The 13,269-nt window shown below is 52.2% G+C and carries 10 protein-coding genes and 1 pseudogene; 8 read left to right on the top strand and 3 right to left on the bottom strand.

Going from position 1 to position 13,269, the window contains the following annotated elements; genetic code table 11:
- The first annotated feature begins 154 nt into the window (after window positions 1-154).
- From rhaB to rhaM, 4 genes are all read left to right on the top strand, one after another.
- Window positions 155-1,624, top strand: coding sequence for a rhamnulokinase (rhaB, locus tag ACJHYR_RS18450; RefSeq protein ID WP_000144068.1), 1,470 nt, complete (start codon window positions 155-157; stop codon window positions 1,622-1,624).
- Entirely contained in the window at window positions 1,621-2,880 is a 1,260-nt protein-coding gene (rhaA, locus tag ACJHYR_RS18445) for an L-rhamnose isomerase (protein ID WP_001586512.1), read from the top strand. Before rhaB ends, rhaA begins: the two co-directional genes overlap by 4 nt.
- Before the next feature lie 82 nt (window positions 2,881-2,962).
- Window positions 2,963-3,787: a rhamnulose-1-phosphate aldolase gene (rhaD, locus tag ACJHYR_RS18440; RefSeq protein ID WP_001179749.1), complete on the top strand. Its 825-nt coding sequence runs from the start codon at window positions 2,963-2,965 to the stop codon at window positions 3,785-3,787.
- A gap of 9 nt (window positions 3,788-3,796) precedes the next feature.
- Window positions 3,797-4,111 carry an L-rhamnose mutarotase gene (rhaM, locus tag ACJHYR_RS18435; protein ID WP_000619508.1) on the top strand — a complete coding sequence of 105 codons (315 nt, stop codon included), beginning with the start codon at window positions 3,797-3,799 and terminating at the stop codon, window positions 4,109-4,111.
- A gap of 40 nt (window positions 4,112-4,151) precedes the next feature.
- On the opposite strand, the gene ACJHYR_RS18430 is transcribed toward rhaM, so the two are convergent.
- The 3 genes and pseudogenes from ACJHYR_RS18430 to fdhD form a co-directional block, all read right to left on the bottom strand.
- Complete coding sequence (locus ACJHYR_RS18430) at window positions 4,152-5,546, bottom strand: carbohydrate porin (RefSeq protein ID WP_059327823.1); 1,395 nt, start codon at window positions 5,544-5,546, stop codon at window positions 4,152-4,154.
- Between the two features lie 353 nt (window positions 5,547-5,899).
- Window positions 5,900-6,589, bottom strand: a pseudogene (locus tag ACJHYR_RS18425) (YiiG family protein); the annotation flags it as partial.
- Window positions 6,590-6,677: 88 nt separating this feature from the next.
- Window positions 6,678-7,511 carry a formate dehydrogenase accessory sulfurtransferase FdhD gene (fdhD, locus tag ACJHYR_RS18420; protein WP_000753589.1) on the bottom strand — a complete coding sequence of 278 codons (834 nt, stop codon included), beginning with the start codon at window positions 7,509-7,511 and terminating at the stop codon, window positions 6,678-6,680.
- A gap of 193 nt (window positions 7,512-7,704) precedes the next feature.
- Between fdhD and fdnG the strand changes: the two genes are divergently transcribed.
- From fdnG to fdhE, 4 genes are read left to right on the top strand one after another with little or no spacing between them, the layout of a single operon-like run.
- Window positions 7,705-10,755, top strand: a complete 3,051-nt coding sequence (gene fdnG, locus ACJHYR_RS18415) for a formate dehydrogenase-N subunit alpha (protein ID WP_010723259.1) — start codon at window positions 7,705-7,707, stop codon at window positions 10,753-10,755.
- A 12-nt stretch (window positions 10,756-10,767) separates the two neighbouring features.
- Window positions 10,768-11,670 carry a formate dehydrogenase O subunit beta gene (fdoH, locus tag ACJHYR_RS18410; protein WP_000331377.1) on the top strand — a complete coding sequence of 301 codons (903 nt, stop codon included), beginning with the start codon at window positions 10,768-10,770 and terminating at the stop codon, window positions 11,668-11,670.
- Complete coding sequence (gene fdoI / locus ACJHYR_RS18405) at window positions 11,667-12,302, top strand: formate dehydrogenase cytochrome b556 subunit (RefSeq protein WP_000829013.1); 636 nt, start codon at window positions 11,667-11,669, stop codon at window positions 12,300-12,302. The genes fdoH and fdoI overlap by 4 nt, the downstream gene beginning before the upstream one ends.
- On the top strand, window positions 12,299-13,228 hold the full coding sequence (gene fdhE / locus ACJHYR_RS18400; protein ID WP_000027708.1) for a formate dehydrogenase accessory protein FdhE: 930 nt from the start codon (window positions 12,299-12,301) through the stop codon (window positions 13,226-13,228). Before fdoI ends, fdhE begins: the two co-directional genes overlap by 4 nt.
- Window positions 13,229-13,269 lie beyond the last annotated feature (41 nt).

The following is a 13,269-nucleotide window of genomic DNA, read 5'->3' as shown; positions in this document are numbered from 1 at the left end:
TAAGCATCACATCACCACAATTCAGCAAATTGTGAACATCATCACGTTCATCTTTCCCTGGTTGCCAATGACCCATTTTCCTGTCAGTAACGAGAAGGTCGCGAAGTCAGGCGCTTTTTAGACTGGTCGTAATGAAATTCAGCAGGATCACATTATGACCTTTCGCAATTGTGTCGCCGTCGATCTCGGCGCATCCAGTGGGCGCGTGATGCTGGCGCGTTACGAGCGTGAATGCCGCAGCCTGACGCTGCGTGAAATCCATCGTTTTAACAATGGGCTGCATAGCCAGAACGGTTATGTCACCTGGGATGTGGATAGCCTGGAAAGTGCCATTCGCCTTGGATTAAACAAGGTGTGCGAGGAAGGGATTCGTATCGATAGCATTGGGATTGATACCTGGGGCGTGGACTTTGTGCTGCTCGACCAACAGGGTCAGCGTGTGGGCCTGCCCGTTGCTTATCGCGATAGCCGCACCAATGGCCTGATGGCGCAGGCACAACAGCAACTCGGCAAACGCGATATTTATCAGCGTAGCGGCATACAATTTCTACCCTTCAATACGATCTATCAGTTGCGTGCGCTGACGGAGCAACAACCTGAACTTATTCCACACATTGCTCACGCTCTGCTGATGGCGGATTACTTTAGTTATCGCCTGACCGGCGAGATGAACTGGGAGTACACCAACGCCACGACCACGCAACTGGTCAATATCAATAGCGACGACTGGGACGAGTCGCTACTGGCGTGGAGCGGTGCCAACAAAGCCTGGTTTGGTCGCCCGACGCATCCGGGTAATGTCATAGGTCACTGGATTTGCCCGCAGGGTAATGAGATTCCGGTGGTCGCCGTTGCCAGCCATGATACCGCCAGCGCGGTTATCGCCTCGCCGTTAAGCGGTTCACGCGCCGCTTATCTCTCTTCTGGCACCTGGTCATTGATGGGCTTCGAAAGCCAGACGCCATTTACCAATGACACGGCGCTGGCAGCCAATATCACCAACGAAGGCGGGGCGGAAGGTCGCTATCGGGTGCTGAAAAATATTATGGGCTTATGGCTGCTTCAGCGGGTGCTTCAGGAGCGGCAAATCAACGATCTTCCGGCGCTTATCGCCGCGACACAGGCACTGCCGGCTTGCCGCTTCACCATCAATCCCAATGACGATCGCTTTATTAATCCTGACGAGATGTGCAGCGAAATTCAGGCTGCGTGTCGGGAAACGGCGCAACCGATCCCGGAAAGTGATGCTGAACTGGCGCGCTGTATTTTCGACAGTCTGGCGCTGCTGTATGCCGATGTGTTGCATGAACTGGCGCAGCTACGCGGTGAAGATTTCTCGCAACTGCATATTGTCGGCGGTGGCTGCCAGAACGCGCTGCTCAACCAGTTATGTGCTGATGCCTGCGGTATTCGGGTGATCGCCGGGCCTGTTGAAGCCTCGACGCTCGGCAATATCGGCATCCAGTTAATGACGCTGGATGAACTCAACAATGTGGATGATTTCCGTCAGGTCGTCAGCACCACCGCGAATCTGACCACCTTTACCCCTAATCCTGACAGTGAAATTGCCCACTATGTGGCGCAGATTCACTCTACACGACAGACAAAGGAGCTTTGCGCATGACCACTCAACTGGAACAGGCCTGGGAGCTGGCGAAACAGCGTTTCGCGGCGGTGGGGATTGATGTCGAGGAGGCGCTGCGCCAACTTGATCGTTTACCCGTTTCAATGCACTGCTGGCAGGGCGATGATGTTTCCGGTTTTGAAAACCCGGAAGGTTCGCTGACCGGGGGGATTCAGGCTACTGGCAATTATCCGGGCAAAGCGCGTAATGGCAGCGAGCTACGTGCCGATTTGGAACAAGCTATGCGGCTGATTCCGGGGCCGAAACGGCTTAATTTACATGCCATCTATCTGGAATCCGATACGCCCGTCGCGCGCGACCAGATCAAACCAGAGCACTTCAAAAACTGGGTTGAATGGGCGAAAGCCAATCAGCTCGGTCTGGATTTTAACCCCTCCTGTTTTTCGCATCCGCTAAGCGCCGATGGCTTTACGCTTTCCCATGCCGACGACAGTATTCGCCAGTTCTGGATTGATCACTGCAAAGCCAGCCGCCGTGTTTCAGCCTATTTTGGCGAGCAACTTGGCACGCCATCGGTGATGAACATCTGGATCCCGGATGGCATGAAAGATATCACCGTTGACCGTCTCGCTCCGCGCCAGCGTTTGCTGGCAGCACTGGATGAGGTGATCAGCGAGAAGCTGGATCCGGCGCACCATATCGACGCCGTTGAGAGCAAATTGTTTGGTATTGGCGCGGAGAGCTACACGGTTGGCTCCAATGAGTTTTACATGGGGTATGCCACCAGCCGCCAGACGGCGCTGTGCCTGGACGCCGGGCATTTCCACCCGACTGAAGTGATTTCCGACAAGATTTCCGCCGCCATGCTGTATGTACCGCAGTTGCTACTGCACGTCAGCCGTCCGGTTCGCTGGGACAGCGATCACGTAGTGCTGCTGGATGATGAAACCCAGGCGATTGCCAGTGAGATTGTTCGTCACGATCTGTTCGACCGTGTGCATATCGGTCTCGATTTCTTTGATGCCTCTATCAACCGCATTGCCGCGTGGGTCATTGGTACACGCAATATGAAAAAAGCCCTGCTGCGTGCGTTGCTGGAACCTACCGCTGAGCTGCGCAAGCTGGAAGCGGCGGGCGATTACACTGCGCGTCTGGCACTGCTGGAAGAGCAGAAATCGTTGCCGTGGCAGGCGGTCTGGGAAATGTATTGCCAACGTCACGATACCCCAGCGGGTAGCGAATGGTTGAAGAGCGTGCGGGCTTATGAGAAAGAAATTTTGAGTCGCCGCGGGTAAACACTGCCGGATGCGGCGCGAGCGCCTTATTCGGCCTACGGGTCGTGCATCCGACAACACCGAATTTACAGGAACACAGAACATGCAAAACATTACCCAGTCCTGGTTTGTCCAGGGAATGATCAAAGCCACCACCGACGCCTGGCTGAAAGGCTGGGACGAGCGCAATGGTGGTAACCTGACACTGCGCCTGGATGACGCCGATATCGCACCGTATCACGACAACTTCCACCAACAACCGCGCTATATCCCGCTCAGCCAGCCCATGCCTTTACTGGCAAATACACCGTTTATTGTCACCGGCTCCGGCAAATTCTTCCGCAACGTCCAGCTTGATCCTGCGGCTAACTTAGGCGTCGTAAAAGTCGACAGCGACGGCGCGGGCTACCACATTCTCTGGGGGCTAACTCACGAAGCCGTTCCAACCTCTGAACTCCCGGCGCACTTCCTCTCCCACTGCGAACGCATTAAAGCCACCAACGGTAAAGATCGGGTGATCATGCACTGCCATGCCACCAACCTGATCGCCCTTACCTACGTACTGGAAAACGACACCGCGGTCTTCACTCGCCAACTGTGGGAAGGCAGCACCGAATGTCTGGTAGTGTTCCCGGATGGCGTCGGCATTTTGCCGTGGATGGTGCCCGGCACCGACGAAATCGGCCAGGCGACCGCACAGGAAATGCAAAAACATTCGCTGGTGTTGTGGCCCTTCCACGGCGTCTTCGGCAGCGGTCCGACACTGGATGAAACATTCGGTTTAATCGACACCGCAGAAAAATCAGCACAAGTATTAGTGAAGGTTTATTCGATGGGCGGCATGAAACAGACCATCAGTCGTGAAGAGTTGATAGCACTCGGCCAGCGTTTCGGCGTTACACCACTCGCCAGTGCGCTGGCGCTGTAAGGAGCAAACATGATCCGCAAAGCCTTTGTCATGCAGGTTAACCCCGACGCCCACGAAGAGTATCAGCGTCGGCATAATCCAATCTGGCCGGAACTGGAAGCAGTGTTGAAATCTCACGGTGCGCATAACTACGCCATTTACCTCGACAAAGCGCGTAATCTGCTGTTTGCCACGGTAGAGATTGAATCTGAAGAACGGTGGAATGCGGTTGCCAGCACTGAAATCTGCCAACGTTGGTGGAAATATATGACCGACGTTATGCCAGCTAACCCGGATAACAGCCCAGTCAGTAGCGAGCTGCAAGAAGTGTTTTACCTGCCCTAATGAGTTGCGGTGCCGGAAAATATCCAGCACCGCGCCTTCATCAGAAGAAGTATTTAAAGCGAACGCGTGCGCCGTAACGGTCATCAGTATCATCACCGTGTTTTTTATCACCGTCGCTATCCAGAATGGAGTAATACGTCCCGAGGTAAATATTAAAGTTCTCCATATCCATCACATTAGCGAACTGATAAGACGCATGAATGGTGTGAATGGTGTACGTCCCTTCATCATCAATCCAGCAGTCGTTATCACAAACTACACCGCTGAATTCATCAATCTTATTGTGCGCGTAGATATAACCCAGCTCGAAACGTTTCCACAGCGCGTTAATCCCGGCAGTGAAATCTTTCTCATTATTAGCATCTAAATAGGCGGTATTAAGATTAACCACGACGCCATTTTCCGGATCCGTTTTCAGGCCATTCCAGGTCACGCTCATACCATAGCCGGTACGATCGGACTGATCGACAAAATTACCCGTGCTATCGGTATAACCATAAGCATTATTTACCACGTTCGCTTCCATCGCTGCGGAAACGGTAAATTCTTCCGTCGGCGACCAGGCAATTACCGGACGCAGATAAGCAACATTTTTCTGCTGCTCCATATCGCGTCCATGATAATTACCGTCATTATATAAAGATGTTCCGTCTTCAAGTAACGTGTTTAATTCAAAATACCAGTTATCAAGTTGTTTGCTGACGAGAAAATTACCGCCAGCGTTAGAGCGCCCGCGGCCCTCTTTCATCATATAGATATAACCGCTGCCATCGTCATAAAGATCGTTCGCAGTATTACCGGAATGTTCAACAAAGGTATCCTGATTCAGCGGGAACATATCGTAGGCTTCAAAACGGCCTACTTTGACCTTCCAGTCGTTTTCTTTGCCAAAGAAGAATACCGCATCATCGATATTTACTGAACCGTGCATGTCCCCCAGCGGTTGTGCGGAGAACCCGGCGAAATAACCATTATCCAATTTTCGCATACCATCAAAACCTAACAGAATACGACCATTGAGATTCCACTGTTCATTAGTGGGATCGCTATTCACATCAGCGTTGGTCATTGCCAGCAGGCCATGATTACTTTCCGCATCCATATTAAATTCTACGTCGCCGTAGATTTTTAAATCGCCATAACCTGAAAGCAAAAGATTAGGTGAGGTGGAATTTTTCTTTGCAGATTCCGCCGTTGCCTGTCCATTTACCGGCGTATTGCCCTGGGCAGCCTTAATTTCGCGGATCTCAGCGGCTTGTTGTGTCTGCAGCTGTTTAACCTGGCTCTCTGCTTTTGCTGCCCGCATTTCTGCCGCTTCCAGGCGTTCTTCCAGCAATGCCATGCGTTGTTCCAGCGTTAAATGCTGTGTTTTTGCCATTCCGGTACTACATGCCAATAATAAACCGATGGCTAAAGATAATGTCGATTTTTTCATTATTTACGTTCCCTGAAATAAAAGAGACCCTACGCTTTCCAAAAGGAATACGTATATAGAGAAATATAAGGTGTGCACTTTCGAATTTTCAATCCAACTTCAGCAGGCCGATGGATAGTATCCCGCTGCATAATATGAGTAAATCCGCTGATTTCCTGGAACGTGAGGAATATAACAATAGTGCCGTTTTTAACTAAATATCGTAAAAAATATTAGATATGATTCACGCTGACTCATAAGCCACAAATATAAATAACGCTTAAACAAATTATCTGAGACATTTAAACATTCACAAAATCATTAAATAATGACACTTTATTCAAAAAATTTATCCTTCACTCTGCTTTATATTGTCACGACTTCGTGACATATCCGCGCTCATCACAAACCCGCCCCGCGATTACAATTGACTGAAATATTTCATCGACCATTTCGTTGTACTCGCATAATGCTCTCGGGAAATGAGTCGTCGACCATCCAGCTTGTGTTTGCATCCTGAAGTTGCTCTTTATCCCAGTCAGAGTACGGAACTTTATCTCTGATGCGGCGAACGTATTTTTTAGCCTCGAGTTGATACTGGCCTGCCGAATTAATAAACGAGAAATTCATGCCGCTTTTATCCGCTTCTTTGGCTTGCGCCACCAGCGTTTCCAGTTCAGACACTTTCTTCATTGCCGCTTCTGCATCAAACTTATTTTGCGATATCAGGTTATTAATTTGTTTCGCTGAAATCATGACTGCCAGAGAGTAGTAGTGGAATGTTTCCCCTTCTCTTTCTTCAATATTTTTCAATTCCGCAAGCTGGCGCTTATCGTTAATTTCCTGAATCGCCGCATGATAAGATTCTGCTACAGGTTCAAAGGCTTCAAGATTTTTAAGAATGTCTGGTGCAGCGTTGTCCCTTTCGCAAACGCATCGTCTTTATAATTTTCCTGGGTGTAATATTTATCCATTTCGTTAATGGTATTACCCAACGCTACGGCAGCATCAATATAACTCACCGCCACGCCATCAATAGGTTGCAGCGCAGGCGTTAACGCCACTACACGCGTTTTGTTTATAAATAAAATAATAAAATTCACGAAATGAATAAGTCCTGCAATTTAATATATATCGCAGGACTTATTTTAATTAATTGCTCAAACGCTGCGGATGGGTATAAACCGTTGCCCGACCCGGTTTACAAAAACCTACCAGTGTCAGATTACAGCGCTCAGCCACTTCTACAGCAAGCGTGGTCGCGGCAGACACCGCAAACAAAATCTCTACGCCGCACATCGCCGACTTTTGCACCATTTCATAACTGGCACGACTGGAAACCAGCACCGCACCTTGCTGCCAGCTTTCCCCTTCTTGTGACCGGCGGCCTAACAGTTTGTCCAGCGCCACATGGCGACCCACGTCTTCATGCCCGCCGACCAGTTCGCCAGATGGCAACATCCATGCAGCGGCGTGAGTACAACCAGTCAGTTGCCCCACTGGCTGGAAATCATTGAGATGACGTAATGCATCATCCAGTTTGTTGAGATCAAACGTCTGGGTGAACGGCAGCGGCTGCACCGGTTTTCCGATATCATTAAGCTGTTCCACGCCGCACACGCCGCAGCCCGTACGCCCGGCCAGCGCCCGGCGACGTTCCTTCAACCCCATAAAGCGGCGGCTGGAAAGCTCAATTTGCACTTCCAGACCATTACAGGAAGGAACGACATCCATACCGAAGATATCGCGTGGACTTTCGATAATCCCCTCGGAAAGCGAAAAACCGAGCGCAAAGTACTCAAGGTCTTTGGGTGACGCCATCATCACTACATGCGAAATGCCGTTGTAGACCAGCGCAACGGGAACTTCTTCCGCGACCTCATCTAACCGTGGGTGTTGTAAATCATCACGCCGCCATAACTCAATTTGACGAACACCTGTGATATTTGTCACATTTTCGATTTCTTTTTGCTGTGTTTTTTTCACTTTCTCTTAACCAGATAAGAACACACACACCAACATTATGGTATTCTGTTACAAACCCTTCCTGGATGGAGGGAAATTGAGCCAATTCTGGACCTTTGCGGCCCCTTCCGCAAAGAAAAATAACTCCCACTCCCTGCACACGCAGCAAGCGAATGTAAATGGGACGTGACAATGTCGAAACAAGGAGCAATCCATGCAGGTCAGCAGAAGGCAGTTCTTTAAGATCTGCGCTGGCGGTATGGCAGGCACCACGGCAGCGGCACTGGGTTTTGCACCCAGCGTAGCACTCGCGGAAACTCGGCAGTATAAACTGCTGCGCACCCGCGAAACCCGTAATACCTGCACCTATTGTTCCGTAGGCTGTGGGCTGTTGATGTACAGCCTCGGTGACGGAGCAAAAAACGCCAAAGCATCTATCTTCCATATCGAAGGCGATCCGGATCACCCGGTCAACCGCGGTGCACTTTGTCCGAAAGGCGCTGGCCTGGTGGATTTCATCCACTCCGAAAGCCGTCTGAAGTTTCCGGAATACCGTGCGCCAGGTTCTGATAAATGGCAGCAAATCAGTTGGGAAGAGGCGTTTGATCGCATCGCCAAACTGATGAAAGAAGACCGCGATGCTAACTACATTGCGCAAAACGCCGAAGGCGTGACTGTTAACCGCTGGCTCTCCACCGGGATGCTGTGTGCTTCCGCGTCGAGTAACGAAACCGGCTATTTAACGCAAAAATTCTCCCGCGCGCTGGGTATGCTCGCGGTCGACAACCAGGCGCGTGTCTGACACGGACCAACGGTAGCAAGTCTTGCTCCAACATTTGGTCGCGGTGCGATGACCAACCACTGGGTCGACATCAAGAACGCCAACCTCGTCGTGGTGATGGGCGGTAACGCCGCTGAAGCTCACCCGGTCGGGTTCCGCTGGGCGATGGAAGCCAAAATTCACAACGGCGCGAAGCTGATTGTGATCGATCCTCGCTTTACGCGTACGGCGGCGGTGGCTGACTACTATGCCCCTATTCGTTCCGGTACTGACATTGCTTTCCTGTCAGGCGTATTGCTGTACCTGCTGAACAATGAAAAATTCAACCGCGAATATACCGAAGCCTATACCAACGCCAGCCTGATCGTGCGTGAGGATTACGGCTTTGAAGATGGCCTGTTCACCGGCTATGACGCGGAAAAACGCAAGTACGATAAATCCTCCTGGACTTACGAACTGGACGAAAACGGCTTCGCCAAACGCGATACCACGCTGCAACATCCGCGCTGCGTGTGGAACTTGCTGAAACAGCACGTTTCCCGCTACACGCCAGATGTAGTTGAAAACATCTGTGGTACGCCAAAAGACGCGTTCCTGAAAGTCTGCGAATACATCGCAGAAACCAGTGCTCACGATAAAACTGCCTCGTTCCTTTACGCGCTCGGCTGGACGCAACACTCCGTTGGTGCGCAAAACATTCGTACGATGGCGATGATCCAGTTGCTGCTCGGCAATATGGGGATGGCAGGCGGCGGCGTTAACGCCCTGCGCGGTCACTCCAACATTCAAGGGCTGACGGACCTGGGGCTGCTGTCGCAGAGCCTGCCAGGTTACATGACGCTGCCAAGCGAGAAGCAGACCGATCTGCAAACCTACCTTACCGCCAACACGCCAAAACCGCTGCTGGAAGGCCAGGTAAACTACTGGGGCAACTACCCGAAATTCTTCGTCTCCATGATGAAGGCCTTCTTTGGTGATAAAGCGACGGCGGAAAATAGCTGGGGCTTTGACTGGTTGCCGAAGTGGGATAAAGGCTACGACGTCCTGCAATACTTCGAGATGATGAAAGAAGGCAAGGTCAATGGCTATATCTGCCAGGGCTTTAACCCTGTTGCCTCATTCCCGAACAAAAACAAAGTGATCGGTTGTCTGTCGAAACTGAAGTTCCTCGTCACCATCGACCCGCTGAACACTGAAACCTCTAACTTCTGGCAGAACCACGGTGAGCTGAACGAAGTTGACTCGTCGAAGATCCAGACCGAAGTGTTCCGTCTGCCATCGACCTGCTTCGCAGAAGAGAACGGTTCAATCGTTAACTCCGGTCGCTGGTTACAGTGGCACTGGAAAGGTGCGGACGCCCCAGGGATTGCGCTGACTGATGGCGAGATCCTCTCCGGTATCTTCCTGCGCTTGCGCAAGATGTATGCCGAACAGGGTGGCGCGAACCCGGACCAGGTGCTGAACATGACCTGGAACTACGCCATTCCGCATGAGCCATCTTCAGAAGAAGTGGCGATGGAGAGCAACGGTAAGGCGCTGGCCGATATTACCGATCCGGCAACCGGGGCGGTTATCGTCAAGAAAGGCCAACAACTTAGCTCGTTCGCCCAACTGCGCGATGACGGTACCACCTCCTGTGGCTGCTGGATTTTCGCCGGTAGCTGGACGCCAGAGGGCAACCAGATGGCACGCCGTGATAACGCCGATCCGTCTGGCCTCGGTAACACGCTGGGCTGGGCATGGGCATGGCCGCTTAACCGCCGCATTCTGTATAACCGCGCCTCCGCAGATCCGCAGGGTAACCCGTGGGATCCGAAGCGTCAGTTGCTGAAATGGGACGGCACTAAGTGGACCGGCTGGGATATTCCGGACTACAGCGCAGCGCCTCCGGGCAGCGGTGTTGGGCCGTTTATCATGCAGCAGGAAGGCATGGGGCGTCTGTTTGCCCTCGATAAGATGGCGGAAGGTCCGTTCCCGGAACACTACGAGCCGTTTGAAACGCCGCTGGGAACTAACCCGCTGCATCCAAACGTTATCTCGAACCCGGCTGCGCGAATCTTTAAAGACGACGCCGAAGCATTGGGTAAAGCCGATAAGTTCCCGTATGTCGGAACCACCTATCGTCTGACCGAGCACTTCCACTACTGGACCAAACACGCGCTGTTGAACGCGATTTTGCAACCAGAGCAGTTTGTGGAAATCGGGGAGTCGCTGGCGAATAAACTTGGCATTGCCCAGGGCGATACCGTGAAAGTCTCCTCCAACCGTGGCTATATCAAAGCCAAAGCGGTGGTGACCAAACGTATTCGCACGCTGAAAGCGAACGGCAAAGATATCGATACCATCGGTATTCCGATTCACTGGGGCTATGAAGGTGTTGCGAAAAAAGGCTTTATTGCCAATACGTTAACGCCATTCGTTGGTGATGCGAACACGCAGACGCCAGAGTTTAAGTCCTTCCTTGTGAATGTGGAAAAGGTGTAACGGAGACGACATATGGCTTATCAATCTCAAGATATCATTCGTCGTTCCGCGACTAACGGTCTGACCCCCGCGCCTCAGGCGCGGGACTTCCAGGAAGAAGTGGCGAAACTCATCGACGTCACCACCTGTATCGGCTGTAAAGCCTGTCAGGTGGCGTGTTCAGAGTGGAACGACATTCGCGATACCGTCGGCAATAACATTGGGGTGTACGACAACCCCAATGATTTAAGTGCCAAATCGTGGACGGTGATGCGCTTCTCGGAAGTGGAACAGAACGACAAACTGGAATGGCTGATCCGCAAAGACGGCTGTATGCACTGTTCCGATCCAGGCTGCCTGAAAGCGTGCCCGGCGGAAGGAGCAATTATTCAGTATGCCAACGGTATCGTCGACTTCCAGTCCGAGCAGTGCATCGGCTGCGGTTATTGCATTGCGGGCTGTCCGTTCGACATTCCGCGCCTCAACCCGGAAGACAACCGCGTCTACAAATGTACGCTGTGCGTTGACCGCGTGGTGGTTGGGCAAGAACCGGCCTGCGTGAAGACCTGCCCAACGGGCGCGATTCACTTCGGTACGAAAGAGTCGATGAAAACGCTGGCGAGCGAGCGCGTGGCGGAGCTGAAAACTCGCGGTTACGACAATGCGGGTCTGTACGATCCGGCAGGCGTTGGTGGTACACACGTTATGTACGTGCTGCACCATGCTGACAAGCCAAATCTGTATCATGGCTTGCCGGAGAACCCGGAAATCAGCGAAACCGTGAAATTCTGGAAAGGCATCTGGAAACCGCTCGCAGCTGTTGGCTTTGCGGCTACCTTCGCAGCCAGTATCTTCCACTACGTGGGTGTCGGTCCGAACCGTGCGGATGAGGAAGAGAATAATCTGCACGAAGAGAAAGACGAGGAGCGCAAATGAAACGACGTGACACCATCGTGCGCTACACCGCGCCGGAACGTATCAACCACTGGATCACCGCCTTCTGCTTCATCCTGGCGGCGGTGAGCGGGCTTGGCTTTTTGTTCCCGTCCTTCAACTGGTTGATGCAAATCATGGGCACACCGCAGCTGGCGCGAATTCTGCACCCGTTTGTCGGCGTGGTTATGTTTGCCTCGTTCATCATCATGTTTTTCCGTTACTGGCATCACAACCTAATCAATCGGGATGATATCTTTTGGGCGAAGAATATTCGTAAGATCGTCGTCAACGAGGAAGTAGGTGACACCGGGCGTTATAACTTCGGTCAGAAATGCGTTTTCTGGGCGGCGATTATTTTCCTGGTTCTGCTGCTGGTGAGCGGCGTGATTATCTGGCGTCCTTATTTTGCGCCTGCTTTCTCAATCCCGGTGATCCGATTCGCGTTAATGCTGCATTCATTTGCCGCAGTGGCGTTAATTGTGGTTATCATGGTGCATATCTACGCCGCCCTTTGGGTAAAAGGCACGATTACCGCCATGGTGGAAGGATGGGTTACCAGCGCCTGGGCGAAGAAACATCACCCGCGCTGGTACCGTGAGGTCCGCAAGACAACGGAAAAGAAAGCTGAATGAGTATTCGCATAATCCCGCAAGATGAGCTGGGTTCGAGCGAGAAACGTACGGCGGATATGATTCCGCCGTTATTGTTCCCTCGGCTCAAGAATTTATACAACCGCCGCGCCGAGCGTCTGCGCGAGCTGGCAGAAAATAATCCGCTGGGTGATTACCTGCGCTTTGCTGCGCTTATCGCCCACGCCCAGGAAGTGGTGCTGTACGACCATCCGCTGGAGATGGATCTGACTGCACGCATTAAAGAAGCCAGCGCACAGGGCAAGCCCCCGCTGGATATTCACGTTCTGCCGCGTGATAAGCACTGGCAAAAGCTGCTGATGGCGCTGATTGCTGAGCTGAAACCTGAAATGAGCGGCCCGGCGCTGGCAGTGATTGAGAATCTGGAGAAGGCATCGACCCAGGAGCTGGAAGATATGGCCAGCGCACTGTTTGCCTCTGATTTCTCATCCGTCAGTAGCGATAAAGCGCCGTTTATCTGGGCTGCGCTGTCGCTCTACTGGGCGCAGATGGCTAATCTGATCCCCGGCAAAGCCCGCGCTGAATACGGCGAACAACGTCAATATTGCCCGGTATGTGGCTCTATGCCGGTGTCCAGCATGGTGCAAATTGGCACCACTCAGGGGCTGCGTTACCTGCACTGCAACCTGTGTGAAACCGAATGGCACGTGGTGCGCGTAAAATGCAGCAACTGTGAACAGAGCGGCAAACTGCATTACTGGTCGCTGGATGACGAACAGGCCGCGATTAAAGCCGAAAGCTGCGATGACTGCGGCACTTACCTGAAGATTCTTTATCAGGAAAAAGAACCGAAAGTTGAAGCCGTGGCAGATGACCTCGCCTCTCTGGTACTGGACGCGCGAATGGAGCAAGAAGGCTACGCCCGCAGTTCCATCAACCCGTTCCTGTTCCCGGGTGAAGGGGAGTAATCTCTGACGTTTTCCGGGTGGCGCAGGTCGCCCGGATTACA

The sequence above is a fragment of the Escherichia sp. WS1450 genome, from assembly GCF_046487395.1.
Lineage (GTDB): Bacteria > Pseudomonadota > Gammaproteobacteria > Enterobacterales > Enterobacteriaceae > Escherichia > Escherichia coli.
The sequence above is the reverse complement of the archived record's forward strand: the minus strand, read 5'-3'. Positions and strand labels throughout refer to the sequence as shown.

What these genes read in the sequence shown, in the direction of transcription:
- rhaB (WP_000144068.1), top strand. Translation starts at nt 155, where the DNA reads ATGACCTTTCGCAATTGTGTCGCCGTCGATCTCGGCGCATCCAGTGGG.
- rhaA (WP_001586512.1), top strand. Translation starts at nt 1,621, where the DNA reads ATGACCACTCAACTGGAACAGGCCTGGGAGCTGGCGAAACAGCGTTTC.
- rhaD (WP_001179749.1), top strand. Translation starts at nt 2,963, where the DNA reads ATGCAAAACATTACCCAGTCCTGGTTTGTCCAGGGAATGATCAAAGCC.
- rhaM (WP_000619508.1), top strand. Translation starts at nt 3,797, where the DNA reads ATGATCCGCAAAGCCTTTGTCATGCAGGTTAACCCCGACGCCCACGAA.
- ACJHYR_RS18430 (WP_059327823.1), bottom strand. Translation starts at nt 5,546, where the DNA reads ATGAAAAAATCGACATTATCTTTAGCCATCGGTTTATTATTGGCATGT.
- fdoH (WP_000331377.1), top strand. Translation starts at nt 10,768, where the DNA reads ATGGCTTATCAATCTCAAGATATCATTCGTCGTTCCGCGACTAACGGT.
- fdoI (WP_000829013.1), top strand. Translation starts at nt 11,667, where the DNA reads ATGAAACGACGTGACACCATCGTGCGCTACACCGCGCCGGAACGTATC.
- fdhE (WP_000027708.1), top strand. Translation starts at nt 12,299, where the DNA reads ATGAGTATTCGCATAATCCCGCAAGATGAGCTGGGTTCGAGCGAGAAA.